Source organism: Pseudarthrobacter phenanthrenivorans (genome assembly GCF_000813845.1).
GTDB lineage: Bacteria > Actinomycetota > Actinomycetes > Actinomycetales > Micrococcaceae > Arthrobacter > Arthrobacter phenanthrenivorans_B.
The window spans coordinates 30,682-55,098 of record NZ_JWTB01000004.1; the positions used below are offsets into that span (position 1 = coordinate 30,682).

25 protein-coding genes are annotated in these 24,417 nt (G+C 67.7%); 8 read left to right on the top strand and 17 right to left on the bottom strand.

Annotated features, from left to right (window positions below; genetic code table 11):
* Positions 1-3: 3 nt before the first annotated feature.
* The gene (locus RM50_RS01380) at positions 4-780 is read right to left on the bottom strand and encodes a demethylmenaquinone methyltransferase (RefSeq protein ID WP_240471788.1); all 777 of its coding nucleotides are present in this window, start codon (positions 778-780) and stop codon (positions 4-6) included.
* Positions 781-900: 120 nt separating this feature from the next.
* Between RM50_RS01380 and RM50_RS01385 the strand changes: the two genes are divergently transcribed.
* From RM50_RS01385 to RM50_RS01400, 4 genes are all read left to right on the top strand, one after another.
* Positions 901-2,316, top strand: a complete 1,416-nt coding sequence (locus RM50_RS01385; protein WP_043449162.1) for an isochorismate synthase — start codon at positions 901-903, stop codon at positions 2,314-2,316.
* Between the two features lie 186 nt (positions 2,317-2,502).
* Complete coding sequence (locus tag RM50_RS01390; RefSeq protein ID WP_043449165.1) at positions 2,503-3,456, top strand: ABC transporter substrate-binding protein; 954 nt, start codon at positions 2,503-2,505, stop codon at positions 3,454-3,456.
* 35 nt (positions 3,457-3,491) lie between these two features.
* Positions 3,492-4,451, top strand: a complete 960-nt coding sequence (locus RM50_RS01395; protein ID WP_043449167.1) for an amino acid ABC transporter permease — start codon at positions 3,492-3,494, stop codon at positions 4,449-4,451.
* Complete coding sequence (locus RM50_RS01400) at positions 4,448-5,224, top strand: amino acid ABC transporter ATP-binding protein (RefSeq protein ID WP_043449170.1); 777 nt, start codon at positions 4,448-4,450, stop codon at positions 5,222-5,224. Before RM50_RS01395 ends, RM50_RS01400 begins: the two co-directional genes overlap by 4 nt.
* 102 nt (positions 5,225-5,326) lie before the next feature.
* Here the strand turns inward: RM50_RS01400 and menD are convergent, their stop codons facing one another.
* From menD to RM50_RS01440, 8 genes are all read right to left on the bottom strand, one after another.
* Entirely contained in the window at positions 5,327-7,066 is a 1,740-nt protein-coding gene (menD, locus tag RM50_RS01405; protein WP_205622213.1) for a 2-succinyl-5-enolpyruvyl-6-hydroxy-3-cyclohexene-1-carboxylic-acid synthase, read from the bottom strand.
* 147 nt (positions 7,067-7,213) lie between these two features.
* Positions 7,214-9,280: a PhoX family protein gene (locus RM50_RS01410; protein WP_043449175.1), complete on the bottom strand. Its 2,067-nt coding sequence runs from the start codon at positions 9,278-9,280 to the stop codon at positions 7,214-7,216.
* Between the two features lie 171 nt (positions 9,281-9,451).
* Positions 9,452-9,829 (bottom strand): hypothetical protein, encoded by a 378-nt coding sequence (locus RM50_RS01415; RefSeq protein ID WP_205622210.1) that lies wholly within the window; start codon positions 9,827-9,829, stop codon positions 9,452-9,454.
* Between the two features lie 41 nt (positions 9,830-9,870).
* Positions 9,871-10,872 (bottom strand): o-succinylbenzoate synthase, encoded by a 1,002-nt coding sequence (locus RM50_RS01420; RefSeq protein ID WP_043449178.1) that lies wholly within the window; start codon positions 10,870-10,872, stop codon positions 9,871-9,873.
* 61 nt (positions 10,873-10,933) lie between these two features.
* Entirely contained in the window at positions 10,934-11,950 is a 1,017-nt protein-coding gene (locus RM50_RS01425) for a magnesium and cobalt transport protein CorA (RefSeq protein ID WP_043449181.1), read from the bottom strand.
* A complete protein-coding gene (locus RM50_RS01430; protein WP_240471790.1) occupies positions 11,947-12,486 on the bottom strand; it encodes a GbsR/MarR family transcriptional regulator in 540 nt (179 codons plus the stop codon). The genes RM50_RS01425 and RM50_RS01430 overlap by 4 nt, the downstream gene beginning before the upstream one ends.
* The gene (locus tag RM50_RS01435) at positions 12,483-14,105 is read right to left on the bottom strand and encodes an ABC transporter permease (RefSeq protein WP_043449184.1); all 1,623 of its coding nucleotides are present in this window, start codon (positions 14,103-14,105) and stop codon (positions 12,483-12,485) included. Before RM50_RS01435 ends, RM50_RS01430 begins: the two co-directional genes overlap by 4 nt.
* 1 nt (position 14,106) lies before the next feature.
* A complete protein-coding gene (locus RM50_RS01440; protein ID WP_043449188.1) occupies positions 14,107-15,093 on the bottom strand; it encodes an ABC transporter ATP-binding protein in 987 nt (328 codons plus the stop codon).
* A gap of 53 nt (positions 15,094-15,146) precedes the next feature.
* Between RM50_RS01440 and RM50_RS01445 the strand changes: the two genes are divergently transcribed.
* Together RM50_RS01445 and RM50_RS01450 are read left to right on the top strand one after the other, a co-directional pair.
* Positions 15,147-16,331: an MFS transporter gene (locus RM50_RS01445; protein ID WP_043449190.1), complete on the top strand. Its 1,185-nt coding sequence runs from the start codon at positions 15,147-15,149 to the stop codon at positions 16,329-16,331.
* A gap of 36 nt (positions 16,332-16,367) precedes the next feature.
* Complete coding sequence (locus RM50_RS01450) at positions 16,368-17,273, top strand: phosphatase PAP2 family protein (protein WP_043449193.1); 906 nt, start codon at positions 16,368-16,370, stop codon at positions 17,271-17,273.
* Between the two features lie 234 nt (positions 17,274-17,507).
* Here the strand turns inward: RM50_RS01450 and RM50_RS01455 are convergent, their stop codons facing one another.
* The 6 genes from RM50_RS01455 to RM50_RS01480 all read right to left on the bottom strand — a co-directional run bounded on the left by RM50_RS01455 (position 17,508) and on the right by RM50_RS01480 (position 21,280).
* Complete coding sequence (locus tag RM50_RS01455) at positions 17,508-17,888, bottom strand: VOC family protein (protein ID WP_043449352.1); 381 nt, start codon at positions 17,886-17,888, stop codon at positions 17,508-17,510.
* A 298-nt stretch (positions 17,889-18,186) separates the two neighbouring features.
* Positions 18,187-18,684 (bottom strand): hypothetical protein, encoded by a 498-nt coding sequence (locus RM50_RS01460; protein ID WP_043449197.1) that lies wholly within the window; start codon positions 18,682-18,684, stop codon positions 18,187-18,189.
* On the bottom strand, positions 18,685-19,185 hold the full coding sequence (locus RM50_RS01465; RefSeq protein ID WP_346421895.1) for a signal peptidase I: 501 nt from the start codon (positions 19,183-19,185) through the stop codon (positions 18,685-18,687).
* A 133-nt stretch (positions 19,186-19,318) separates the two neighbouring features.
* Positions 19,319-19,927: a hypothetical protein gene (locus RM50_RS01470; protein WP_043449202.1), complete on the bottom strand. Its 609-nt coding sequence runs from the start codon at positions 19,925-19,927 to the stop codon at positions 19,319-19,321.
* Between the two features lie 74 nt (positions 19,928-20,001).
* Positions 20,002-20,541, bottom strand: a complete 540-nt coding sequence (locus tag RM50_RS01475; RefSeq protein WP_043449204.1) for an alternate-type signal peptide domain-containing protein — start codon at positions 20,539-20,541, stop codon at positions 20,002-20,004.
* A 163-nt stretch (positions 20,542-20,704) separates the two neighbouring features.
* Positions 20,705-21,280 (bottom strand): TetR/AcrR family transcriptional regulator, encoded by a 576-nt coding sequence (locus RM50_RS01480; protein ID WP_043449206.1) that lies wholly within the window; start codon positions 21,278-21,280, stop codon positions 20,705-20,707.
* 92 nt (positions 21,281-21,372) lie between these two features.
* On the opposite strand from RM50_RS01480, the gene RM50_RS01485 reads away from it, so the two are divergent.
* The gene (locus RM50_RS01485) at positions 21,373-21,723 is read left to right on the top strand and encodes a hypothetical protein (RefSeq protein ID WP_043449354.1); all 351 of its coding nucleotides are present in this window, start codon (positions 21,373-21,375) and stop codon (positions 21,721-21,723) included.
* 46 nt (positions 21,724-21,769) lie between these two features.
* On the opposite strand, the gene RM50_RS01490 is transcribed toward RM50_RS01485, so the two are convergent.
* Positions 21,770-22,444 carry a TetR/AcrR family transcriptional regulator gene (locus RM50_RS01490; RefSeq protein ID WP_043449208.1) on the bottom strand — a complete coding sequence of 225 codons (675 nt, stop codon included), beginning with the start codon at positions 22,442-22,444 and terminating at the stop codon, positions 21,770-21,772.
* 108 nt (positions 22,445-22,552) lie between these two features.
* On the opposite strand from RM50_RS01490, the gene RM50_RS01495 reads away from it, so the two are divergent.
* Positions 22,553-23,683 carry a flavin-containing monooxygenase gene (locus RM50_RS01495; protein WP_043449210.1) on the top strand — a complete coding sequence of 377 codons (1,131 nt, stop codon included), beginning with the start codon at positions 22,553-22,555 and terminating at the stop codon, positions 23,681-23,683.
* Here the strand turns inward: RM50_RS01495 and RM50_RS01500 are convergent.
* Entirely contained in the window at positions 23,652-24,353 is a 702-nt protein-coding gene (locus RM50_RS01500; RefSeq protein WP_043449212.1) for an esterase/lipase family protein, read from the bottom strand. The two genes, RM50_RS01495 and RM50_RS01500, sit on opposite strands and share 32 nt — an antisense overlap.
* Positions 24,354-24,417 lie beyond the last annotated feature (64 nt).

The following is a 24,417-nucleotide window of genomic DNA, read 5'->3' on the forward strand; positions in this document are numbered from 1 at the left end:
AGGTCAGCGGACGATGTTGCGGCGCAGCTTGGCCACCGGGCCCTTGTGCGCGGCGATGGCGGCAGCGGCGCCGTTGGATGCCGAATCCGCGGGCTTGAACGCGCGGTGGACCGCCACGATGCCGCCGGTTAGGTTGCGGTAGGTGACATTCTCCCAGCCGCTTTCCTGCAGCCAGGCGGCCAGGTGGTCCTGGTCCGGCCAGGCGCGGATTGACTCGGCGAGGTAGACGTAGGCGTCCGGGTTGGAGGCGACTTTGGTGGCGATGGCGGGCAGCGCGCGCATCAGGTACTCGGTGTACATGGTGCGCCACAGCGGGACCACGGGCTGGGAGAACTCGGCGATGACCAGGCGGCCGCCGGGCTTGGTGACGCGCAGCATTTCCTGCAGCGCCTTCCTAGGCTCGTTGACGTTGCGCAGGCCAAAGGAAATGGTGGTCGCATCGAACGTATTGTCCGCGAACGGCAGGTTGGTGGCATCCCCTGCAACGAAGTTGATGTCCGGCCGCCGGCGCTTGCCCACCTTGAGCATGCCAAGGGAGAAGTCACAGGCCACTACATCTATGCCGGCGTCGGCATATGGCTCGCTGGAGGTACCGGTGCCGGCCGCGAGGTCCAGGACGCGCTGGCCCTTGGAGACTTCCATCGCGTCCACCACGATCTTCCGCCAGCGGCGGGTTTGCCCCATGGAGAGGACATCGTTGACGACGTCGTATTTCGGTGCGACGTCGTCAAACATCGTGGCTACTTCGTCCGGACGCTTATCCAAGGATGCTCGGTTCACCATGACATTGTCTCAAATGTTCCCGGAGGTCCTGACCAGCCCCGCCAGGAATGGATCCCTACTGGGTTCTATCCAGGCCACACAGTAAAACTCAGCAGAACACAGTAAGTTGGAGCAATCATGACGAGCACGCTCCGCACCTTGACATTTCCCCTCAACGGACACCAATACCCCGGGGGACTGCCTTCGTTTCTGGTCCGGGACGACGTCCTCTGCTGGAGCCGCCGCGAAGCCGGACTGGCAGGCTTTGGTGAGACCGCGCGCTTCACCGCCACCGGCCCCGACCGGTTCCTGGAGGCCGACATCTGGTGGCGGCACCTGGTCCTGGAAGCCGAGGTGACCGACTCCGTGGAACTGCCCGGGACCGGTCCGGTGGCGTTCGGCTCCTTCGCTTTTTCCAAGACCTCCGCCCATGAGTCCCGGCTGATCGTGCCGGAGATCGTAGTGGGCGTGCGTGACAACCAGGCCTGGCTCACCCAGCTGACGTTCGACGACGGCGCCCTCACCGAAGAGACGGCCCTCGCCGCCCTGGACAGGTGGCTTGGCAGTGGTGCCGCCGGCACGGACGCTGCCGGAGCCCCGGTCGCTGAAAGCACGACGGCGGCAGCGGACTCCGCCGGGGACGGCACCAGGGTGAGCGTGCCCGGCACGGCGGGGGGCGCCGTCGTACGCCCGCTCCGGCTGGCGGCCGGCGCGACACTGCATACCGGCTCGCTCAGCGAGGAAGCCTGGATGGACGCCGTGGCTGCCGGGGTTGCCGAGATCCGCACGGGCGCGCTGGAGAAGCTGGTGCTGGCGCGGGACGTAGTGGCAACCATTCCTGCCGGCGTCCATGCCGCGGATGTGCTGCGCGAGCTCGCCGCCCGGTACCGCGAATGCTGGACCTACGGCGTGGACGGGCTCGTGGGAGCGACGCCGGAAATGCTGATCCAGGTGGAGGGGCGCACGGCGCAGGCCCGGGTTCTCGCCGGCACCCTGGACCGGCGGGACGCCCACGGCGAGGACGGCGCACCGATGGATTACGCAACGCGGGTCCTGGCCGGCTCCGAGAAGCAGCGGCATGAGCATGAGATCGCCATACAGTCGCTGACCAAGCAGCTGGCGCCGTTCTCCGAGGCGATGAACGCCCACGATGAGCCGTTCATCCTGGAGCTGCCCAACGTCTGGCACCTGGCCTCGGACGTCAAGGCCGAGCTCACCGAGGTGGAGGGCCACGTGCCCACCTGCCTTGCCCTGATCAACGCCCTGCACCCGACGGCGGCGGTCTGCGGAACACCCACGCTGGTGGCGGGCGAGCTGATCCGGAAGCTGGAGCACCTGGACCGCGGCCCCTACGCCGGGCCGGTGGGGTGGCTGGATGCGGCAGGCAACGGCGAGTGGGGAATCGCGCTTCGCGGCGCCGTGATCGAATCCCCCGAGACTGTCCGGCTGTACGCCGGCTGCGGCATCGTGGACGGTTCGCAGCCGGAGGCCGAGCTCGCGGAGACGTGGGCCAAGTTCCGGCCGATGCTCGAATCGCTGGGCATCAGCAGCTGAAGTTTTACCCCTTGCCGGGGCGATGAGTCTGGGATAACAGACTATTCCCTTCCTTGAAGGCTTGATTTTGCCCCCGATACAGTTATCCAATAGTGAAACTTAGTTGCGTGTGACGTACCTCTCTTATTGAGCGTTACACTATAAGCCGCGTTAGTACCTCATAGCCCCTGCAACAAAAGGTAAGAAATGCAGACTCCCCGTACCCTCCTGGGCACTTCCAAGCTGACTGCCGCCACCATGATCGCCATCAGCGCCCTGGCCCTCTCAGCATGCACGAACGCCTCGGAAACGGGCCCCTCCAGCGCGGCCACTTCATCCGGCAGCGCGGCCGCCAGCTTTGACCCCACCACCGTCAAGAAGGACGATGCCCTCGCCGCAATGGTTCCGGATGCCATCAAGTCCAAGGGCACCATCACGGTGGGCTCGGACACCAGCTACGCCCCTGCTGAGTTCCTCGGTCCGGACGGCCAGACGCCTGTTGGCTACGACGTTGACATAGCCAAGGCCATCGGAGCCACCCTGGGTCTCAAGGTCCAGGTGCAGACTGCGGAGTTCACCGGCATCCTCCCCGCCCTTGGCCCCAAGTACGATCTGGGCATCTCCTCGTTCACCATCAACCCGGAGCGCCTCGGGGCGGTGAACATGGTCAGCTACTTCAACGCCGGCACCGCCTGGGCCGTCAAGAAGGGAAACCCCAACAAGTTCTCCCTGGATGATGTTTGCGGCAAGTCCATCGGCGTGCAGACCGGCACCGTCCAGGAAGACCCGGACCTCGCCGACCGCAACAAGAAGTGCGTCGCCGACGGCAAGAAGCCCATCGACATCGTCACCCTGAAGAACCAGACGGATGTCACCACGCGCCTGGTCAACGGCAGCATCGACGCCATGGCAGCGGACTCCCCCATCATCGGCTACGCCCTGACCCAGACCAACGGCCAGCTGGAGAAGCTGGGCGACGTCTACGATTCCGCTCCGCAGGGCATCGCCGTGGCCAAGGCTGACACCGCCTGGGCAGAGGTCATCCAGAAGACCGTCACCAAGCTGATGGAAGACGGCTCCTACAAGAAGATCCTCGAAGGCTGGGGCAACTCCGAAGGCGCCATCTCCAAGTCCGAAGTTAACCCGGCGGTCAAGTCTTGAGTTTTCGGGTAACCGACGACAAGTCAGGTGTTCACATGCACGGGCAGCATAAGGACGACGCACCGGTACTGAACAATCCAGTACCGGTCCGCCACCCCGGCCGCTGGGTCAGCGCTGCCGTCATCCTCCTCCTGGTTGCAGGTTTCCTGCAGAGCATGTTCACCAACCCCAACTTCCGTTGGGACGTCGTGGGCACCTACATCCTGGACGTCAAGGTTGTCCAGGGTGTGGGCTGGACGCTGCTGCTGACTGTCGCTTCCATGGTTTTGGCCATCGTCCTGGCCATTCTCCTGGCGGTGATGCGGCAGTCCGACAATCCGGTGTTCCGCTGGACCAGCTGGGTCTGGGTGTGGTTCTTCCGCGGCACCCCTGTCTACACGCAGCTGGTGTTCTGGGGACTGGTGACGGTTCTCTATCCCGCGATCACGCTGGGGATCCCGTTCGGACCGGAACTGTTCAGCTATGCACTCTCGGATCCCAGCAAGGGCTTGATTCCTGCCATCCTAGGTCTTGGCCTGAACGAATCGGCCTACCTCGCGGAAATCTTCCGGGCCGGCCTCAAGTCGGTTGACAAGGGGCAGCAGGAAGCCGCCGAGGCGCTCGGGATGTCCAAGGGCAAGATCATGTGGCGGATTATTCTGCCGCAGGCCATGCGGATCATCGTTCCGCCCACAGGCAACGAGACCATCGGCATGCTGAAGACCACTTCCCTTGTCCTCGCGGTCCCGTTCACCCTGGACCTGACATTTGCCACCAATGCGCTGGCAAACCGTATCTACCTTCCCATCCCCCTGTTGATCGTTGCGGCGTTCTGGTACCTCCTGGTGACCAGCCTCCTCATGGTGGGCCAGCACTACCTTGAGGCCTACTACGGCAAGGGCGTGGACAACCTCGCCCCGGCGGCGGTGAATCCTGCCGCGGCCAAGGCAGCCGGTGCCGGCGCAGATGCCCAGCACTCGATGAAGACGGACTTCCCCGAGGAGAGTGCACGATGACGGTCACAGCAGAAATGCCGCTGGTCAAGATTGAGGGCCTCCATAAGTACTACGGGCACCACCATGTGCTCCGGGGTATCGACATGACGGTCAAGCAGGGCGAGGTGTCGGTGGTGATCGGTCCTTCCGGGTCCGGCAAGTCCACCATGCTTCGCTGCGTCAACCTCCTGGAGACCATCAGCGCAGGGCGGATCTCCGTAGGCGGCCAGCTGATCGGCTACCGCGAGGTCAACGGCAGGCTCCACGACCTCAAGACCAAGGAGATCGCGGCCCAGCGCCGCGAGATCGGCATGGTGTTCCAGCGGTTCAACCTGTTCCCGCACAAGACGGCGCTCCAGAACGTCATGGAAGCACCCATCCATGTGAAGGGACAGTCGAAGTCCGAGGCCCAGAAGCGTGCGCTTGAGCTTCTGGACCGCGTGGGCCTCGGTGACCGTTCCGGCCACTACCCGTCCCAGCTCTCCGGAGGACAGCAGCAGCGGGTAGCCATCGCCAGGGCCCTGGCCATGGAGCCCGAACTGATGCTCTTCGACGAGCCCACGTCGGCGCTTGACCCGGAACTGGTGGGTGACGTGCTGAACGTGATGAAAGACCTGGCAAAGTCCGGCATGACCATGATCGTGGTGACCCATGAGATCGGCTTCGCCCGCGAAGTGGGCGATACCCTGACCTTCATGGACGGCGGCGTGGTGGTGGAATCGGGCGATCCCCGGGAGATCATCGCCAACCCGCAGCATGCACGGACCAAGGAGTTCCTCGGCCGCGTGCTCTGACGCTCCGCTAATTCATTTTCGACACGCAAATGCCCTGTCGCTACCGGCATATCGGTAGCGGCAGGGCATTTCCGCGTCAGCGGCTAGTTTGCGCGTCGGCAGCTACTGCCCGGCCAGCACACCCTCGACGGCGGCGGCCACCGCTTCCTTGATCCGGGCATGCAGCTGCCGCAACTGCCGGCGGTCGGTGCGCACCTCCACGATGGTGCGCCCCTGCACAGGCTGGCCCAGCGCTTCGGCGAGTCCCGCCGTCGTGCTGACCAGTGAATGTCCGACGCCGTACGCTGCGGCGAGTGCCGCGATGTCCACCGAGTGCGGGGTTCCGAAGAGGCGTTCGACGGCGTCCCCGTAGCGGCCGCCTTCCTCCACACCCCCGTGCTCGAGCAGCCCGAAGATGGCCCCGCCGGAATCATTCAGGACCACGATCCGCAGGTCCGGCTGTTCCTCGCCGGCGCCGAGGAGGAGGCCGCCGGCGTCGTGCAGGAACGTCACGTCGCCCATCAGCACCGTGGTTTCCTGCCGGCCGCCCAGCGCGATGCCGGTGGCGGTGGAAACAGTGCCGTCGATGCCGGCCAGGCCTCGGTTGGCGTACACGGTGGCGGCGGGATCAGGCGCGGGCAGCCCGGCCAGATCCACGTCCCGGATGCCGTTCGAGGACCCGAGCAGCAGCTGGCCGCGGGCATGCTTCCAGACCAGGGACGCGACCGACGGGCCGGTGGCGGCCGCCCCCGCGGATACCACCTGGTCCAGCGCGTGCTGCGCCGCCGAACCGGCCAGGAGCCACTTGTCCAGCCAGGCCGGGGTCCCGCGGCCGGCAAAATCGGCCAGGTCGGCCAGGTTTTCCAGCGGCAGTTCCGTACGCCGTCCGGGCTCGTACCAGGCCACGGGCACCGGCTGGTACAGGGCTGACTCGATATCGGCCCGGGCCAGGAGGGCAGCCACCGGGCGGGACAGCGTGGGCCGGCCGAACAGCACCACGCGCTCGACCGGCTGCGCCGAGCCGGGCCCGAAATGCTCCAGCAGCAGCCGGTAAGGGCCCAGCGCGTTCGGTCCGAAGCGCGCGTTGGAGGACGGCTCGGCGAGCAGCGGCAGGTTATGGGCGCGGGCGAAGGCCTCGGCGACCGGTCCGGCGTCGTGCCCCGCCAGCACCACCGTCCGCCGCTCCGGCATGGAATCGGGGGCCGGCAGCAGGTTCATGACCAGCGGCTCGGTGCCCACCCGGTAGCGCTGACGCTCCACCACATCCGGCAGCCCCTCGCCCGCGGAGGGAACCAGGGGGTCGCGGAAGGCCAGGTTGAGCTGCACCGGGCCCGGCGGCAGGTCGGGAAACGCCCCGGTGGCTGCCGAGATGGCAGTCTGGACGGCCCGTTCGGGGCTGGTCCCGGCGGGAACGTCCGCGGCAAACCGGACCTGCTCGCCGAAGAGGTCCGGCTGCACGGTGGTCTGGTTGGCGCCCGTCCCGCGCAGTTCCTCGGGCCGGTCCGCCGACAGCACGATCAGCGGCACGGCGGCGTGGTTGGCTTCCATCACCGCCGGCATCAGGTTCCCGACTGCGGTCCCGGACGTGGTGAGCGCGGCGGCCGGCGACCCGGTGGACAAGGCCAGGCCCAGGGCCGTGAAGCCGGCGGACCGCTCGTCGATGCGGACCAGCAGCTCAACGCGGCCGGCCGCCGAAGCCTCGGCCAGCGCGTACGCCATCGGGGCCGACCGCGAACCCGGCGACACCACCACGTGCCGCACGCCGCCGTCGAGCAAAACCTCGACGGCGATCCGCGCCGCATCGAGGGCGCTTAACTCAGGGGCGTCCACCTCGGGGACATTCGGTGCAGATTCGTTCGGCAAAGTCACCAACCCAGTCTGCCACCCCCCGACGCCCCATCACCTCCTGCCGCAAAACACCCGACGCCCCATCACCTCCTGCCGCTGTGGACCGGAAGGTGATGGGGCGTCACCGAAAAACCCACGGAAGGTGATCGGGCGTCCGGGAGGTTAGCCGCGGAACACCTGGACCACTGAGGGACGGGGCGCGCGCACCTTGCCCGGTGCCGGCGTCGTGCCTGCCGGGACGTAGTCCGGGAAGAAAGAGTGCGGAGCCTCGAAGGTGCCTTCCTCGCCCGGGTGCTGGACGGAGACGAATACCATGCGCTCGTCGTCGTGGATGACTGGGCCGCAGGTTTCGGCATCGCGCGGGACGGACAGGAACTGCTCCACTTTGCCGCGCTCAGCGCCGTCCAGGGTGACTTTGAAGAGGCCGTCGTTGTAGCCGATGCCGGAGGGGGCGCCGTCGGTGGAGATCCAGAGGTTGCCCACGGAGTCGAAGGCCACGTTGTCCGGGCAGGAGATAGGCGAGACCTTGTCCACGGGGTAGCCGGAGAAGTAGGTGGCATCGCCCTGCGCCGGATCGCCGCAGACCATCAGGAGGGTCCAGTTGAACTTGGTTGACGTCTGGTCGCCGGTTTCGGTGATTTCCACGATGTGGCCGTCGCGGTTCTGCGTGCGCGGGTTGACCTCCGTGGCGCCTTCCTTGGTGCCGGTGCCGCGGTCGGAGTTGTTGGTGCAGACAACGTAGACCTTGCCGGTGTGCAGGCTGGGCTGGACGTCCTCGCAGCGGTCCATCTTGGTGGGGCCCACCTTGTCCGCAGCCAGGCGGGTGTACACCAGGACCTCTTCGACGGACATGCCGGGAACTGAGGACTTGCCGCCGACCACCAGCGGCAGCCACTCGCCCGTGCCGTCAAAGGCGCCGTCCGAGGGGAGCGCCCCGGTTCCGGTGATTTCTGCTGCCGGTGAGTTGCCGGTGAACTTGGCGACGTAGAGGTCGCCCTCGGACAGCAGGTTCATGTTGTGCCTGCGGTCGCCCTCACGGTACTTGTCCGCCGAGACGAACTTGTAAAGGTAGTCGAACTTCTCGTCGTCGCCCATGTAGGCCACCACATGACCCGATTCGGCCACGATCACATTGGCGCCCTCGTGCTTGAAGCGGCCCATTGCAGAGCGCTTCTTGGGCGTGGAGGTGGGGTCGAACGGGTCGACTTCCACGATCCAGCCGAAGCGGTTGGCTTCGTTTTCGTAGCCGGCGTTGCGGGTGTCGAAGCGGGGGTCATCGAGTTCCCACTGGCGGGCGGTGGGCTTGGCGGTGAGGCCGTAGCGCTTGTCGGTGGCGGACGTGCCGCCGGCAACGAAGTAGCCGTTGAAGTTCTCCTCGCCGGAGAGGATGGTTCCCCACGGGGTGGTGCCGCCGGAGCAGTTGCCGAATGTGCCCTTGATGGCGCGGCCGGACGGGTCAGCCACAGTCTTGACCAGCGCGGAGCCGGCAACGGGGCCGGTCAGTTCGTAGGTGGTGTCCGAGAGGTAGCGCCGGTTGAGCGGCGCACCCTTGACGTAGCTCCACGGCTTGGTGGTGTTCTGGCGCTCCAGTTCCACCACGGCCAGGCCGTGCGCGGCGCGGCCGATGGCACGGGTTTCCACGGGGTCGTAGCCGGCGGGCACCATGATGTTTTCGTTGGTGTACTCGTGGTTGGTGAACAGCACGGCGCGGCGGCCCTTGCTGCCCGGGATTTCCACGATGTCCGTGTAGTCGTTGTTGTAGCCGAACTGGCGGGCCTGGGCGGCGGCGGTCTGGTTGTTCAGGTCGAAGTCAGGCGAGTCGGCGAACAGCGGGTCGCCCCAGCGGATGATTGGCTGCCAGGTGAAGCCCTCCGGCACCGTGAACGCGTCAACGGCCTTGTCGACGGGCTTGATCGCGGTGAACTGCAGCTTGGAGTTGCCGAAGCCTTCCTTGGCGGCTTTGGACAGACCCGCGGCGGAGGCAGGTTGGGCGGAGCTTACGGCTGAACCGAGGGCGACGGCGAGGGCACCGGCGGCGCCCAGGCCCAGGGCGGCGCGGCGGGACAGCGTGGTGGAGGCGATATCGCGGAAGTAGCTGTTGGAGCTGGTGTTGCAGACATCGCCGGCGCAGGCGTTGTCGCATTTGAGCGCGCAGGTGACGGGGCTGCGCTTGCCCTTGGTATGGCCAAGCATGGGCAGCAGGGTGAACTTGCGGGCAGTTTCAGACATGGGAACCTTCCAAGGAATCTCACTGGGGTGCCCACCCACCCTTCCAGCCGCTTCCTACGGAACCCCATCGATTGGATGAAGTTCCGGTGAACTGCCCGTGACCCGCAGGAACATTGCCCAGTCCCTCATCGACTGCTGCGTAGTTGTCGTTGTGGAGCCCCACAACGACAATTACGCAGCAATCGACGGTTTAGGCGGGAAGAAGGCGCGGACCGGCAGTAGGAGCCCGAGCAGCGAGAGCGCTATGAAGAGCACTTGGTGGACGTGGTCATCGCTTGGCGGGAGGTTCCCGATCAGATGCACCACCCAAAAGAACGGATAGAACCAGAGTGCATACCAGGCCCACCGCTCGCGCCGCCGGTACGGCACCAGCACGATTAACATACCGAACAGACCCAGTCCCGCAGAGGCCAGCCCGTCCGCACGGTACACACCCGCATCCCCGTCCGGCGGAAACAGGGCAACCACCACACCGAACACCAGGATGCCCACGCTGACGGCAGCGAGGCAGAGCCACCCGATCCGCACTGTCAGATTCACCCCGCGCACACAGCCACCCTACTGCCCGGTGGTATCGCTGAGCGCGCGTGTCAGCTGGTGAGGAGGGCGTGGACGCGGCGGAGCCGGGCCAGCCACCAGTCCCGGCGTTCGGGCGGCGCCGCGAACCGCTCCAGCAGCCCGGCGTCGGCGGCGGCGTCGCGGAGCCGGATGCCACCGTCGTCGGCCACCAGCGGGTCCAGGGTGATGTCCGATTCGAACAGCGACACCGTCCCCAGGCCGCAGGCGTAGGGCAGGTCCGGCAGGGCGGCGGCGAGCGCCAGGCCAGCGCGGATGCCCACGGAGGTGTCCAGGGCGGAGCTGACGACGGCGGGAAGTCCGGCCTGTGCCACGATGTCCAGGGCACGCCGCACTCCCCCAAGCGGCGCCACCTTAACCACGATCAAGTCCGCCGCGCCGGCGCGGGCAACGCGGAGGGGGTCGGTTTCCTTCCGGACGCTCTCATCCGCCGCGATCAGCACGGGAGTCCCGGCATCCCGCAGCCGGGCCCGGACCTCGGCCAGGCCCTCGATGGTGGGCACGGGCTGCTCCGCGTACTCCAGTCCTATCGGCGCGAGCCGCGTCAGCGCCTCAACCGCCCCCGGTACGTCCCACCCTCCATTGGCATCCACGCGTACGGCAGCCTCCGGCAGCGCGGAGCGGACCGCCCGCAGCCGGGCGACGTCGTCGTTTAGCGACTGCCCCTGCTCCGCCACCTTGACCTTGACGGCGTCCACCCGGCCGAACCGTGCCAGCACGTCCGGCACCCGGTCGGCGGAAACGGCCGGAACCGTGGCGTTCACCGGCACCACGGAACGCAGCGGGGCCGGAAAACCCTGCCACCCCGCCTCAATGGCGGCGGCCAGCCAGCGGGAGGCCTCGGCGTCGCCGTACTCCGGGAACGGGCAAAACTCGCCCCAGCCCAGGGGGCCGCGGAGCAGGAGGGATTCCCGCTGCATGATGCCGCGGAACTTCACCCGCATGGGCAGGCTGACCACGAAGGCGCCCGCCAGCAGTTCGTCCAACGGGGGGATGCGGGAATCGGGGGCAGGCATGGATTCACTGTACCGGCGCCGCCGGAACAGGCCGCCCGGGCACCTGCGCTATGTGGACAACCTAGATCCATTTGTTGTGCTTGAACGCCAGGTAGAGGACAAGGCCCATGGCCACCATCAGCCCCAGGGCGTAGGGGTAGCCGTAGGTCCAGGACAGCTCGGGCATATTGGCGAAGTTCATGCCGTAGATGGATGCCACCAGGGTGGGGGCGAACAGGATGGCCGCCCAGGAGGAAATGCGCTTGACCTGCTCGTTCTGTTCGAAGCTGGACTCGGTCATCCGCTGCATCTCGTCGTTTTGGCGTTGGGCCACCAGGGCAGCGTTGACGGCGAGCGCGTTCTGGAGCAGGGCCCGGAAGGAGGCCACGCGCTCATTGAGCCGGAGGACGTGGTCCAGGACGTCCCGGTAGTGGTCCCGAAGCTCGGTGGCTTCACCACGGTCCGGAGCACCGGCCATCAGGGCCTGCAGGATACCGGCCAGCGGGCTGGTGGCCCGCTGGAACGTGATGACCTGCCGGGACAGTTCGTAGATGCGGCGGGAGACGTCCGGGTCGGCGCCAAAGAGGTCGTCCTCGATCTCATCAATGTCGTTCTCGAGGCCGGCCACCACCGGCTCGTATTCGTCCACCACCTGGTCGAGGATTCCGTAGAGCACGGCGTCGGGCCCGAGGGCCAGGAACTCCGGCATGGACTCCATCCTCCGCCGGACCTTGGCGAGGTCCGGGGACTCGGCGTGCCGTACAGTCACCACGTACTCATCGCCGACGAAAACGTGGATCTCGCCGAAGTCCACCTTTTCCTCGTCATCCCGGTACCGTGCCGGCCTCAGCACCAGGAACAGGCACTCGCCGTAGTGCTCCAGCTTGGCCCGCTGGTGGCCGGCAAGGGCGTCCTCCACGGCAAGGGCATTCAGGTCGAACTCCTCGCCCACGGACTGGAGTTCCCCGGCGTCCGGCCGGTACAGCCCAATCCACGCCATCCCCTCGCGCTGGCGGAGCAGGAAGTACGTCTCATCAAGGTCTTCCGGGTCCTCCGTCCGGACGCCGTTGACGTAGACCGCGTTGTCGATGATGGTCACTGTCCTGCCTCCGTGGCCCGCTCCCGCTCCCAGTCGTCCAGCAGCGCCGGCATTCGGGATTTGAGGAACCGGTAGAACCTTGCCATCTCCGCCACCCGGGCCCGCGCGGCCGACCCCTCGGGCAGCGCTTCGGCGGTGGCATCGGTCAGGGCCGCGAGCTTTTCGTATACCGGGCTGTTCCGCATGGACACCACGTACCACTCGTCCTCGTGCAGGGCGTAGAGGTCGCGGCGGCTTCCTGGCTGCGACACCCGGTGGACGAAACCCACGGTCTGCAGGTACCGCACGGCCCCCGACACCGCCGCAGCACTGGCCCCCAGCCGCTCGGACAGTTCCGCGGCGGTCAGGCTCCCCTGCTCGGAGGACACCAGGGCCAGCAGCGCACGGGCGGGCATCTTCGGAAACCCGGCTGCGGCGAAAGCGGCTGCCGTCCGCTCGGCAGCGGCAGCGGCGGCAGCGGCGGCAGAAGCAGCAGCAGCAGGATAGCCGTCCGTTGAAGGAGGGGCCACGGCCTCCACCCGGGCACCGGTGCTCATGCCGAACCCACCTCCCGCCGGCGCATCGCCGCAACTGCCAGCGCCCCGGCCAGGAGGGCGATGGCCAGCATCCACCACGCCCCGCTCCAATCCGTGGCGTCCCCGTGCGGCACGGGCGTGTGGGTGAACGGCGACAGGTCGCGCAGGCTTTGGTCGATGCCCAGCATGCCGCCGAAGATGCCCAGCAGCACGCCCAGGGCCAGCAGTGCCCAGCTGGTCCCGATGGCCGCCGCCGGCCACAGGACGAAGACCAGCGCGGGAACGGCGAGGTAGATCAGTGCGGCCGGCAGCTGGGCCAGGGCGGTCTGCCACAGCGCATCTGCCGGCATGGACTGGTCCCCGGAACCGTTAAGCGTGGCCCAGGCACCCACCCCCGTCAGGCCCACCACCAGCACCACGGCCGCCGCGCCCAGCAACAGGTAGCCGGCCAGCCACCGGACCCGGCCGACCGGAACCGAGAGCAGGAGTTCGGCTGTTCCGGCCGCCTCCTCCTGCCGCATCCGGATCACCGCCTGCAGCGCGCAGGCCGCGGCCAGGACGCCGGCCATGGAGAAAAGCACCGAGACCATGAGCTGGGTGAGCGAGACCCCCTGCGCCTGGAGCATGGCCCGCATGACGGCGGTGATGTTGGTGTCCGGGGTGTCGACGGCGGCAATTGCCTTTCCCAGCGAGCCCGCCAGCAGCCCCAAGGCCAACCCGCTGAAACCCCAGCCGATGATCGATCCGGACTGCAGCCGGAGGGCGAGGGCCACCGGACTTCCAAGTCCGCGGCGGGCGGCCGCGCGTCCCGGCCGGGCACCCCAGATGCTGGCGCCGCTGTCCCGGCTGCGGAGGATGAGCCAGGCGGCGGCGATGCTGCCGGCACCCAGTGCCACCGGCAACAGCAGCGGCCAGCCGCGGTCTCCTGTGTAGGCATAGGTCTGCTGGCCCCATCCGATGGGCGAGAACCAGCTGGCCGCCCCCTCGGTCATGGTGGTCCCGTCCGGGCCGGGCGTGCCGGTGGCATCGCCGATGCCGCGCAGCAGATAGGCAAGGACAACCAGGGCAGCAGACACGCCGTTCGCACCGCGGGAGGTCCCCATGAACTGGGCCACCAGCAGCCCGACGCCAATGAAGGCGAAGCCGACGGCGCCCGTTGCGGCGCCCGCGATCAGGGAACCCTGCGGGTCCAGGCCTTGGGCCGCGAACCCGGCGGACACCGCGATCGCCACGAGGAGGTTCGCCGTGGTCCCGTGCAGCAGGGTGGCGGCGGACGGCAGCAGGCGGCCGGCCGGCGTGGCGGCCACCAGTTCCGCGCCGCCGCTTTCCTCGTCGGCACGGGAATGGCGTACCGCCAGGAACGTACTCATCAGGCCCGCCAGCAGGGCGAGGAAGGCGTAGATCAGGAAGAACGTGAACGCGCCCTGGTCCGCCCCGCGGGGCAGGCCGCGCAGCAGCAGGATGGCCGGGGTGGCAATGGCCACCTGAAGGATTTCGGTCCGGCTGGCCACGTTGCCGTAGGTCTGGGAGACGGCAGCCGCCGCGAACACCGCAAACGCGCCGATGGCCACCACCCAGCTCAGGAGCTGCCAGCGGTCCCGGCGCAGCCGCTGACCCCAGAGGACCAGGAGGACTCCCATGTCAGCTGCGCCCCCTCGCCCCGAGAAGGTGGCGGCGGGCCGCCCGGCCGCCGTCCTCAGCGGGATCCACGGCCCCGGACGCCGCGGAGGCGTCGCCATAGTGCCGCAGGAACAGTTCCTCCAGCGACGGCGGGACGATTGTCAGGCCCTGCACACCCAGGGCGCCCAAGGCGGGCAGCACCTCGGCGATCCGGTCCGAGTCGGCGCTGAACCTGACCCGGCCGGCGTCGACCGTCAGGTCGTGTACGACGCCCAGGCGGGCCAGGGCGTCGGGGTCCAGCCCGTCCGCCGCAAAGGACACCTCCGACCTGGTGAGGTGCCGCAGCGAATCCAGCGTGCCGCCGTCGACAATCCTGCCGGCGCGGATGATGCTCACCCGGTGGCAGAGCACCTCCACCTCGGACAGGATGTGGCTGGAGAGGAGCACGGTGGCGCCGCGTTCGACGGCGGCGAGCAGCTCGCGCCGGAAGACCTCCTCCATGAGCGGGTCAAGCCCGCTGGTGGGCTCGTCCAGGAGGTAGAGCTCGGCCTCGGTGGCAAGGGCCGCGATCAGCGCCACCTTCTGCCGGTTGCCCTTGGAGTAGGCACGCCCCTTCTTGGCGGGGTCGAAGTCGAACACCTGGCACAGGCGGTCCTTCCGGCGGCGGTACGCTTCGCCGTCGGCCGTACCGCCGCGCAGCCGCGACAGCAGGTCGATGGTTTCGCCGCCCGACAGGTTCGGCCACAGCCGGACGTCACCGGGAACGTAGGCCAGGCGCCGGTGGAGTTCCACGGCCTGGGTCCAGGGCTCGAGGCCCAGGACGGTGGCGGACCCGGAGGTCGCCTTGGCCAGGCCGAGCAGGATTCGGAGGGTGGTGGACTTTCCGGCGCCGTTGGGGCCCAGGAAGCCGTGGATTTCACCGCGCCGGACGTCGAGGTCGAGTCCGTCCAGGGCCCTGACCTTTCCAAAGTGCTTGTGCAGGTTCGCCGTGTGGACAACGCTGTTCATGCCTCAAGTCTTCGAAGTTTTCACAAGTTTGTGAAGGTACTAAAGTCCCCCGTATGAGCCCTGACAAACCCGTGCCCAGCGAGCAGGCAACCCGCGGGTCCTCGGCACCGCTTTATGCCGCAGGGTTCGTCACCGCCTTCGGCGCGCACAGCATCGCGGCGGGCCTGGGCGCGGAGAGCGGCAACATCGGCCTGAGCCTGCTGAACCTCGGCATCCTGCTGGCCCTCTACGACGTCGCCGAGGTCTTCCTGAAGCCGGTCTTCGGCGCGCTCAGCGACCGTATTGGCGCCAAACCCGTGGTGGTCGGCGGCCTGGCCGCCTTTGCCGCCCTGTCACTGATCGGCCTTGGCGCGGCGGACCCCCTGGTCCTTGCCCTCGCCCGGCTGGGACAGGGCGCCGCGGCCTCGGCCTTTTCACCGGCGTCGTCCGCCATGGTGGCCAGGATGGCCCGCGGCGGCAAGGCCGGCACCTACTTTGGCCGCTACGGATCCTGGAAGAGCCTGGGCTACATCATCGGGCCGCCACTGGGTGCCGGCCTGATCCTGGCGGGCGGCTTTCCCCTGCTCTTCGGCGCGCTGTCCGTGCTCGCCGCGGTGACTGCGGTGTGGGTGCTGGTGTCGGTGCCGCACCTGGTGCCGCTGCCGCGGAAGCGGTACACGGTGATGGACCTGGCGCGGCAGGTGGGCGAGCGCCGTTTCCTGGTGCCCACGCTGGTCCTGGCCGCCTCCACCGGCGCGCTGGGTGCCGCCGTCGGCTTCCTTCCGGCGCTGGCCACCCGCCATGGCCTGGACGCCCTTGCCGGTACGGCGGCGGTGAGCGTGGTGGCGCTCGGCTCGGTGCTGACCCAGCCGTGGATCGGCAGGTTGCGGGACCGGCACGCGGTCACGGACAACAAGGGTACGACGGCGGGCCTGCTGCTGATCGCTGCAGGCGTGGGTTTGGTGGCGGCTGCGCCGGGCGTGGTCACCATTTTCGTTGCGGCGGCACTGGTGGGCACCGGAATCGGTGCTGTCACTCCCCTGGGCTTCGCGCACCTTGCCGACACCACGCCACCCGAGCGGATGGGCCGGACCATGGGCTCGGCCGAGCTGGGACGCGAACTGGGCGACGCCGGCGGCCCGTTGCTGGTGGGCGGCATCGCCACGGCAACCGCGTTGCCTTTCGGGCTCGGCGCGCTGGCCCTGCTGGTGGCGGCGGCAGCGATCCCCCGGCTCGACCCGGTCAAACCCGCCGCCTGAGCGGCCTTCCAGCTTTCTGTGTCACCCTTAACCGCGATGACTTCTTCACGGCAACTATCCACCAGGACTCCTGCCCGGCCCGCTCCGGGCTCGGCCTTCCTGTTCGTGCTGTCCACCCTGGCCTGCATTGCCGGACTCGTTGCCACCTACTACTTCTTCGTCCAGACCACCACGGGACAGTTCATTGACGAGTCCGCGCTGGTGGAGGCTGTGGAGATCCATGGCCCCGCCGGCAAGGCCGCCACCCGGTTCCTCGACTGGCTGCCCACCATCTCACTGGTGATGGCCGCCGTCGTGGTCCTGTTTGTGACCGTGATCCGGCGGCACTGGGCCGAGGCCGGGATCGCCGTGGCCGCGTGCGTCGGCGCCAACATAGCCACCCAGGTCCTGAAGGACCTGCTGCCGGCACGTCCGGATAAAGGCGTGCTGACGCTGGAACTGAATTCGCTGCCCTCCGGCCACACCACACTCGCGGCGTCCGCGGCCGCCGCCGTGTTCCTCATGGCATCACCGCGCTGGCGCCCGATGGCCGGTTTCGTTGGCGGCACCTTTGCCATCGCCTCCGGGGTGTCGACGCTGATCAACCAATGGCACCGGCCTGCCGACGTGGTGGCCGCGTTCCTGTTGGTGGGCGCGTTCATGATCCCGGCCGGGTGGCTGATCCTGCGCCGCGGATCGTGGAACGAGTGGGACGGGTTCGGCGGGCACATCGGCTCGGCCCGGATCTGGCTCACGCTGCCGGTGCTGATCGGACTCGCCTCCGCCGGGGTGGCGGTATATTCGCTGGTCCGGATCGCGCCCAGCCCGTGGCAGGAAAGCAGTACCACCAACTACTTCTGGGCCGGGATCTCCCTGATTGTGATCGCGGGCTACCTGGCCACCGTTGCCACCACTTCCCTGTTCGCCTTCGCCGCGCGACGGCGGGACATACCCAGGCGGTAGGGCCTTCAGGCCATGCACGGCATGCCCTAGCATGGAACACCGGCCGGCGGACGACTCTTGAGGAAACCTTGAGGAATTCGACCCCCTAAGCTTGAGCCGCCCCAGGCATAGTGGCAAGTGCTTGGCCGGCGTTTTGAAGTGGGCGCCGCCAGGCACACCCCTGTTCGCGCTCCCTCGTCCCCGAGGGAGCGTTGCAGTTTAAGGCGCAGGTTCCAAGGCGCCGTCAGGACCTGGTTACAGGGCGTCCAGCCGCTTGCGCAGCAGGCAGAACTCGTTTCCTTCCGGGTCCTGCAGCACGTGCCATTGCTCGCCGCCGGCCTGCCCCACATCCGCGGGCCGTGCCCCGAGACCCAGCAGGCGTTCCAGCTCGGCGTCCTGGTCGCGGTCCACCGGGTTGACGTCGATGTGCAGCGGAAGCCTTCCCACCCGCGGATTGGTGCTGGGGCTCAGGATGATCGTGGGCTGCAGTCCGCCGAATCCCGCGTCCGGCGGCCCGATTTCGATCGCCCCGTCCTCCCGGTCGAGCTCCACGTAACCCAGCACGTCACTCCAGAACCGGGCCAGCAGTTCGGGGTCGGCGCAGTTCAGGACAAGTTCACTGATTCGGCATGACATGGTGCCAGTGTACGGACGGCAGGCCGGTGGGCTGGTGCCGGACACGGGCATTGGGTACGACGGCGGCAGATCCGTCCCGGGGCCGTGCCACCTTCGGCGCGGGTCACCCTCCGCGACGCGCATCTCCTCTTTCGACCCGCATCTTCCCCTGCGCGGCCCGGATAACCGTGGCGGAAACAAGGCTGCGTATCGGTGGTGAATGTCCGCGTCGCTGCTCCAGCTCGGCGGGAGGCGGTGCCGCTGCGTGGGGGGTTTTGCAGCGGCACCTTCTTCCACCGAGCTGGCGGTCCAGGGCCGGTTAGAAAGCGGTGGACAGGCAGGTGACCTTGTCGCTGTTGTTGCCCTGCTCCAGCGCCACTTTTGCCGTGGCCGTGCTTTGGCTCTGGTCCGGGTAGGTTGCCGTGACACGGATGGTCAGCGGCGTTGTTGTCCGGTTGGCCAGCACGATCTGCGAGGTGATCGTCAGGGTGATGGTGCTTGTCGTTCCAAGGCTCACGGATTCGGTGTAGGACGGCCCGTAGGTTCCGTTGGCCTGGAGCGCAGCGTAGGTCAGGGTGGTGGGCGCCCTCGATCCGGCCGCTGTCAGCGTGGCCACTTTCTGCGGACTGTCGTTGGTGCAGGTGAAGTTCGAGAACCCGGCCGTGGGCCAGGTGCCCGATGCCGTGACGGTCATGGTCGCCGTCGCGCTCTGTTGCCAGAGTGCCGAGGCCGACGCCCCGCCAATGCCCAGCAGCACCGTGAGCACGAACGCGCCGAGGGCCAGGCCTGCGCCGGGAAGGTTATGGATCCTCTCCATCTATCCCACCCCAGGGCCCGGCGCGTCGTGCGGCTTCCGGGCTTTGCGCACCGACGTGTAGACGGTGATGGCTCCGTACCCGATCAGCGCGACGGCCGCGACGACCGTCCACATTCCGCGGTCCGAGTTGCCCAGGAAATTCGCTACGAAGCCTACATACGGGACGGCGTAGAACAGCTTGCCCTTGACCTGGATGGCGCGCACCGGGTTGGGGTCGTTGGCGCCGTTGTTGTCGCCCTTGGTGATCAGCGTCTTCTCGCCCGCCTGGGTGGAGCCGAAGCCGACGATCCGGTGCGTTTCCACCTCGGGCTTTCCGGAGTACAGCTGGAAGGTGATGACGTCGCCGTACTTGAGGTCCTCGAACGGTGCCGGCTTCATCACCATGAAGGTTCCTGGTGGAAACTTCTGGGCCATGGAGTTGGTCAGGACCGTATAGGTCTGCGAGCCGGTCGCCACCGGCACCACGATGAGCACCAGGGCGGCAAACAGTGCTGCCAGCATGACGGCCATGCTGGCAAGACGTCCGACGACGGCCCAGGCACCGCGGCGTATATGTCCCGGCCGCGGAGTGGTTGCCGGCGTTTCCCCGCGGTTCCCAGGATCGGTGCCACCACCCAGGAGTCGTTCGGTCAGGTCAGCAGCCACTGGGCACCCCGCAAAGTTGACGTGCGGTGAGTTGGAGCGAGATGTTCACTGCCTGTCCTTTCACTGTGGATGGGGCGCTGGAGCTGAGGCTGACCTGGAAGCAGAAGACGGTGGTCCGGCCCTTGGCAACCGTCGGCGAGACGAGCCCGACCGTACCCACCGGCGCAAAGCCGGTGGCGGTGCTGCACTCCGCCGAGGACGTTGCGTTCTTGGCGTTGACGCTGACGTAGCCGGCGAGGGTTCCGCCATTGACGTTTGCGATGCTGGGCTGGCTGGCCGTGATCGCCGTGTTGAACTGGCCGCCGGCGTTGGTTGTGTTGATGACCACGACGCCGCCGTAAACGGAAGTGCCGGGACCGAGGGTCCCTGCGGGAGACAGCGTGAGCGTGGCTGCCGTCCCGTCCGCGAGTGTCATCGTCGTCGTCTGGCCCGTGTTCACCGCTGTCAGCGCCGTATCGAACGACGCCGAGGACACAGTTCCCGGCGAGGCGGCTGCCGATGCACTCCACAACGCGTACGTTCCCTGCACCGTTAACAGGCCCAGGAGCACTGCCGCGGCAGCCAGCGCAGCCGCCTGCAGTCTGCGCTTGATGCGCATGGTCTCCTCCTGGTCCTGGTCCGCTGTGGTTGCCTTGGGCGGGTGGCTGGTCAGCAGCCACCCGCCCTCGGTGATCAGGAAAGGCCGGGCTGGGTTACCTGGGTCAGCTGGAATGCCACGTTGTTGAAGTTGTAGCTCACGCTGGTGTCCGCGCGGCCGGTGGTGGTGGAGAGGAACTCGAAGGTGATGGTCGCCGTGACCGTCTGGGCGGACCCCGTGGCCTTCAGCGGGTTGGCGACGGCAGTGCCGCCCAGAGTGAGTGCAGGAGCACTCACGGATACGTTGGCCGGGGTGAAACCGTTGGTGGCGGTGATGCCGGTGGTGGCAACGTTGGCGGCCATCTTGTCTCCGACGAGGGTCACGGTGAGGTCCTGGGTGAAGGTGAGCTTGTCACCGGGGACCACCTTGTAGGTGGTGATGTCAATCGTGGCACCGGTGCGGTCCTTCCAGACGCCGGCGGCGGTCTTCGCGACGTTCAGGTCGCCGGAAACGATGGTGCCGGGAGCTGCGGTTGCCTCGGCGTTCCAGTTGGCCAGCGTTCCGCCGCCGCCCAGCAGCAGTGCGGCACCTACGGCGATGGCTGCGGTTCCCTTGATCAGCGTGCTGTTCTTCATGATGTCCCCTCAGACTTTGTTGGTGTGGTGTGGTCTAGCTGGGGACAACACTGCATGGCCAAGCTCAGGAAGTGAGGGGGTAAAGAGTCAACAAATGCTCAAGGTATTTGAAATTTCAACTGGCCGTTGACCTGCGCTTTTACTGTCCCGGCCGTGCCGGCTGTCACTGTCCTGCAAGGGCGGCACCGAGGACGGCCAGGGCGTTGGCGCGCATCACGTCGAACGCCTGTCCAGGAGGCAGCCCCGCGACGTCCCGCAGCCACACGTAGGGTTCGATGCCGGCGACAGAGCGCAGCCTGACGGCAAGGGCGGCGGTGTCGCAGCCCGGTTGTGCTGACTCCAGCGGGGACAGGGCATCCCGGTACCAGGCGATGGCGCGGCCGCCGCGAAGCGTGGGGCGTGAGGTGCCGGGCGTGAGGGACAGCCGCAATGCGGCGCGCAGCTGTGGTTCCCAGGCCCGGATGAACTCGAAGTGGGCGTCCAGGGTGCGTGCAAGGCGGGCATGAACGTCCGACGGCGGGTCCTCACCAAGCAGCGAGCCGGCTCCGGTTTCGGGGAGCGCGGCGTGCAGGAGCGCCTCCTTGTCCGGAAAGTACCGGTAGGCAGTGGTCCGGGAGATGCCGGCGATCGCCGCCACTTCCGCCACTGACGGATCACGCCCGGCTTCAAGTTGGTCCCGCAGGACGCCGACCAGGGCCTCGCGGGTACGCGACTTTTGCCTGATCCTCCCGCTCAGCAAATATTTCTCATTGTGGTGTCCGGACACAGGTTTTATGATACCTACGTACCGTTATGGTACGCACGTCCCATGAAGCACGTGAGGGGTTTACCGTGGCCGATCCCATTGCAGTCAATCCGCAGCATTACCGGCTCGTCTTCGAAAATGAGCGGGTCCGCGTCCTGGAGTACACGGACGGCCCCGGTGACAGCACCGGCACCCATTCCCACCCGGACAGCGTGATGGTGACACTGAGTTCCTTCGCCCGCAGGCTGCGTTCCGGAGACCGGGAGGCCGACGTGGAGCTGCAGCCAGGGCAGGCCCGCTGGCTGGATGCACAGGAGCACTCCGGAACGAACATCGGCTCAACCCCAACCCACTGCCTCTTCGTGGAACTAAAGGAACCCCGCCACGCATTAACAGGCGAGCACCATGCCGGCCACCTGGGCCCGTCCACATCCTGACCCGCACGCCCGGAAGGAAGCAGTCCCCAAGGAAGCGGGGCCGTGATCACGTGCCGCTGTCCGGCGCCGGGACCGTACGGAGCAGCAGCCGGCACCAGGCGTCGGCCAGCCATGCCGCAAACTGGTCGGGACTCCAGCCGCGCTGGTCCACCAGCAGGACCCAGTACTCCGGCCCGTTCATGCTCCACACCGCGTCGGCGAGCTCGGCGGCCGGGCGGTCCGGCCGGAGCTCCCCGGTGGCGGCCAGCTCGTCCACGAACCGGCGCATGTTGGCCGCACGCCGGTCGGAGATCTCGCGCCACAGCGCGGCACAATCGGGATCGGTGCCGGCGGCATCCCGCAGCGCCACATAGACCGGCGCCAGGCGGGGCTGGATACCGGCCAGGGCCTCGGCATAGATCCGGATCTTTTCGCCCGCATCCGCGGCATCCCGCACGCGGAGGACGTAGTCGCGGCGCTCCGCCGGCACTGCCTGGCCGGTCCCTGAAATGGCCGCTTCCACCACTTCCCGCAACAGGTCCGGCTTGCGCCCGATGGTGGCATAGATAGTGTCGACGGCGACCCCGGCCTGCCGCGCGATGGCCGCCACGGTGGTGGAACGGTACCCCTCCCCCACGAACAACCCGCGCGCGGCAGCCAGGACGGCGTCCCGGGTTGCTGCTGCCTGTTCCTTGCGCCGGGGCGAGTGGTAGCGGCGTGCCGGGGCATTGACTTCGTTCATTGCCGGACCTAGCCTTAATTCATCCGAATACACTTCGGACGAATTCTAGCAGTACTCCGGAGACGCGGCGCAGCGGCGACGGGCAGAAGGGCAGAAGGGCAGGCCATCATGTCAGAACACTTCGACACCGTGGTGATCGGCGGCGGCCAGGCCGGTCTGGCCATGGGCTACCACCTGTCCCGCCTGAAGCGTCCCTTCCTCATCCTGGATGAAAATGCCAGGACCGGGGACAGCTGGCGGACGCGCTGGGACTCCCTGAGGCTGTTCACTCCGGCGCGCTATGACGCCCTCCCCGGCAGCCGCTACCCGGCGCCGCAGTGGTCGTACCCAGCCCGCGAAGAGTTTGCCGATTACCTGGCCGGGTATGCGGACCGGCTCAGGCTGCCGGTGCGGCACGGCGTCCGCGTCACCAGCCTCAGCCACAACGGGCGCGCCTTCGTCGTCCAGGCTGACGGCGTGGTGTTCGAGGCGGACAACGTGGTGGTGGCTCCGGGCTGGGACCGGAAACCCAAGGTGCCCGAGTTCGCGCGGCAGCTCAGCCCGGACCTCCGCCAATTGACCGCGGGGAGCTACAGGAACCCCAGGGACCTCGCTCCGGGCCCGGTCCTGGTGGTCGGGGCCGGCAACTCGGGCGCGGATATCGCCCTCGAGCTTGCCCCCATCCATAAGACCTACCTTTCCGGCCGGCACCCGGGGGAAATCCCCTGGCCCATCGACGCCGCGGCCGCCAGGCCCCTCACGCTGGCTGTCTTCTTCGCCTTCTCGCACCTCCTGACGCTCAACACGCCCCTGGGCAGGAAAGCCCGCCCACAGATCCTTGCGCACAGTGGACCACTGGTCAGGGTGAAGAACCGGGATCTGGTGCGCGCCGGCGTCGAACGCGTCCCCCGGACGGAAAGCGCCCGGGACGGGTGGCCGGTGCTTGCGGACGGCAGGACCCTCGAGGTCTCCAACGTCGTGTGGTGCACAGGGTTCGGGCCGGACCTGGACTGGATCCAGCTGCCGGTGTTTGGCCGGGACGGGCAGCCGGATCAGCACCGGGGCGTGGCCGCGGCGCAGCCTGGGCTGTTCTTCCTGGGCGCCACTTTCCAGCAGTCGCTGGCATCCTCCATGGTCCACGGCGTGGGAGCCGACGCGGCGTTCATCGCGCAGCACATTGCCTCCCGGACACCGGCAGCACCAGAGGCCACGCAGGCGGCGGACGCGGTCAGGCCGGAAGGTTCAGCTGCTCCACAATGATCCTCGCCGTCTCGGGATCGCCCAGGATTTTGAAGTGCCCCGCCACGGGCAGTTCAATGTTGGTGGCGCCGGGCAGCACGCTCCCCTCCGGAATGTGCGGATCGAAGGGCCCGTAGATGGACGTGATGCGGCCGTTGATGGCCAACTCGCGGGACATCTGGAGGGTCAGGGCGTTCCGCGGCGAGAAGATCCGCAGGCTGGGCAGCAGCATGTACCGGGCATAGCGGGAACCGGAAAACGGGGCGCAGACGGCGATCATCCGGTCGATCCGGTGCCCGGGATCCAGCTGCAGCATGGTGTATTTGCCGATCAGGCCGCCCTTGCTGTGTGCCACCAGGATGGCATCGCGCAGCCCGGCTTCCTCCAGGTGCTGGGCCACCAGGCGGGCGGCGTCGGGCACCTTCAGCTTGTTGCGCTGCAGGACGGTGACCACGTGCACCGGATGTCCGGCGTCGTGGATCACCTGGATGAGCGGCATCATGAACTGCCAGTTTTCGTAGACGCCGGGAATGATCACCACGGGGGCGCGGGTTCCGTTGCGGAACGACCCCGGCTGCACGCGCGACAGGAATCCGCGCACCTGCCAGGCCGCGGCGTACACATAGTCCTGCGCCCACCACACGGCTTTCTGCAGTGGACTGATGCGGAGGTCTGCGCCAGGGTCACTCATGTGTTGAGGATAACGCGCCCCTGCGACACTTCCTGCGAACACCACCAGCGGCACGTCAAGCCAC

Excerpts from the sequence above, each read along its gene's own strand:
- RM50_RS01385 (WP_043449162.1), top strand. The coding sequence starts at position 901 with ATGACGAGCACGCTCCGCACCTTGACATTTCCCCTCAACGGACACCAA.
- RM50_RS01390 (WP_043449165.1), top strand. The coding sequence starts at position 2,503 with ATGCAGACTCCCCGTACCCTCCTGGGCACTTCCAAGCTGACTGCCGCC.
- RM50_RS01395 (WP_043449167.1), top strand. The coding sequence starts at position 3,492 with ATGCACGGGCAGCATAAGGACGACGCACCGGTACTGAACAATCCAGTA.
- RM50_RS01400 (WP_043449170.1), top strand. The coding sequence starts at position 4,448 with ATGACGGTCACAGCAGAAATGCCGCTGGTCAAGATTGAGGGCCTCCAT.
- RM50_RS01410 (WP_043449175.1), bottom strand. The coding sequence starts at position 9,280 with ATGTCTGAAACTGCCCGCAAGTTCACCCTGCTGCCCATGCTTGGCCAT.
- RM50_RS01420 (WP_043449178.1), bottom strand. The coding sequence starts at position 10,872 with ATGCCTGCCCCCGATTCCCGCATCCCCCCGTTGGACGAACTGCTGGCG.
- RM50_RS01430 (WP_240471790.1), bottom strand. The coding sequence starts at position 12,486 with ATGAGCACCGGTGCCCGGGTGGAGGCCGTGGCCCCTCCTTCAACGGAC.
- RM50_RS01435 (WP_043449184.1), bottom strand. The coding sequence starts at position 14,105 with ATGGGAGTCCTCCTGGTCCTCTGGGGTCAGCGGCTGCGCCGGGACCGC.
- RM50_RS01440 (WP_043449188.1), bottom strand. The coding sequence starts at position 15,093 with ATGAACAGCGTTGTCCACACGGCGAACCTGCACAAGCACTTTGGAAAG.
- RM50_RS01445 (WP_043449190.1), top strand. The coding sequence starts at position 15,147 with ATGAGCCCTGACAAACCCGTGCCCAGCGAGCAGGCAACCCGCGGGTCC.
- RM50_RS01450 (WP_043449193.1), top strand. The coding sequence starts at position 16,368 with ATGACTTCTTCACGGCAACTATCCACCAGGACTCCTGCCCGGCCCGCT.
- RM50_RS01455 (WP_043449352.1), bottom strand. The coding sequence starts at position 17,888 with ATGTCATGCCGAATCAGTGAACTTGTCCTGAACTGCGCCGACCCCGAA.
- RM50_RS01460 (WP_043449197.1), bottom strand. The coding sequence starts at position 18,684 with ATGGAGAGGATCCATAACCTTCCCGGCGCAGGCCTGGCCCTCGGCGCG.
- RM50_RS01465 (WP_346421895.1), bottom strand. The coding sequence starts at position 19,185 with ATGCTGGCAGCACTGTTTGCCGCCCTGGTGCTCATCGTGGTGCCGGTG.
- RM50_RS01470 (WP_043449202.1), bottom strand. The coding sequence starts at position 19,927 with ATGCGCATCAAGCGCAGACTGCAGGCGGCTGCGCTGGCTGCCGCGGCA.
- RM50_RS01475 (WP_043449204.1), bottom strand. The coding sequence starts at position 20,541 with ATGAAGAACAGCACGCTGATCAAGGGAACCGCAGCCATCGCCGTAGGT.
- RM50_RS01490 (WP_043449208.1), bottom strand. The coding sequence starts at position 22,444 with ATGAACGAAGTCAATGCCCCGGCACGCCGCTACCACTCGCCCCGGCGC.
- RM50_RS01495 (WP_043449210.1), top strand. The coding sequence starts at position 22,553 with ATGTCAGAACACTTCGACACCGTGGTGATCGGCGGCGGCCAGGCCGGT.
- RM50_RS01500 (WP_043449212.1), bottom strand. The coding sequence starts at position 24,353 with ATGAGTGACCCTGGCGCAGACCTCCGCATCAGTCCACTGCAGAAAGCC.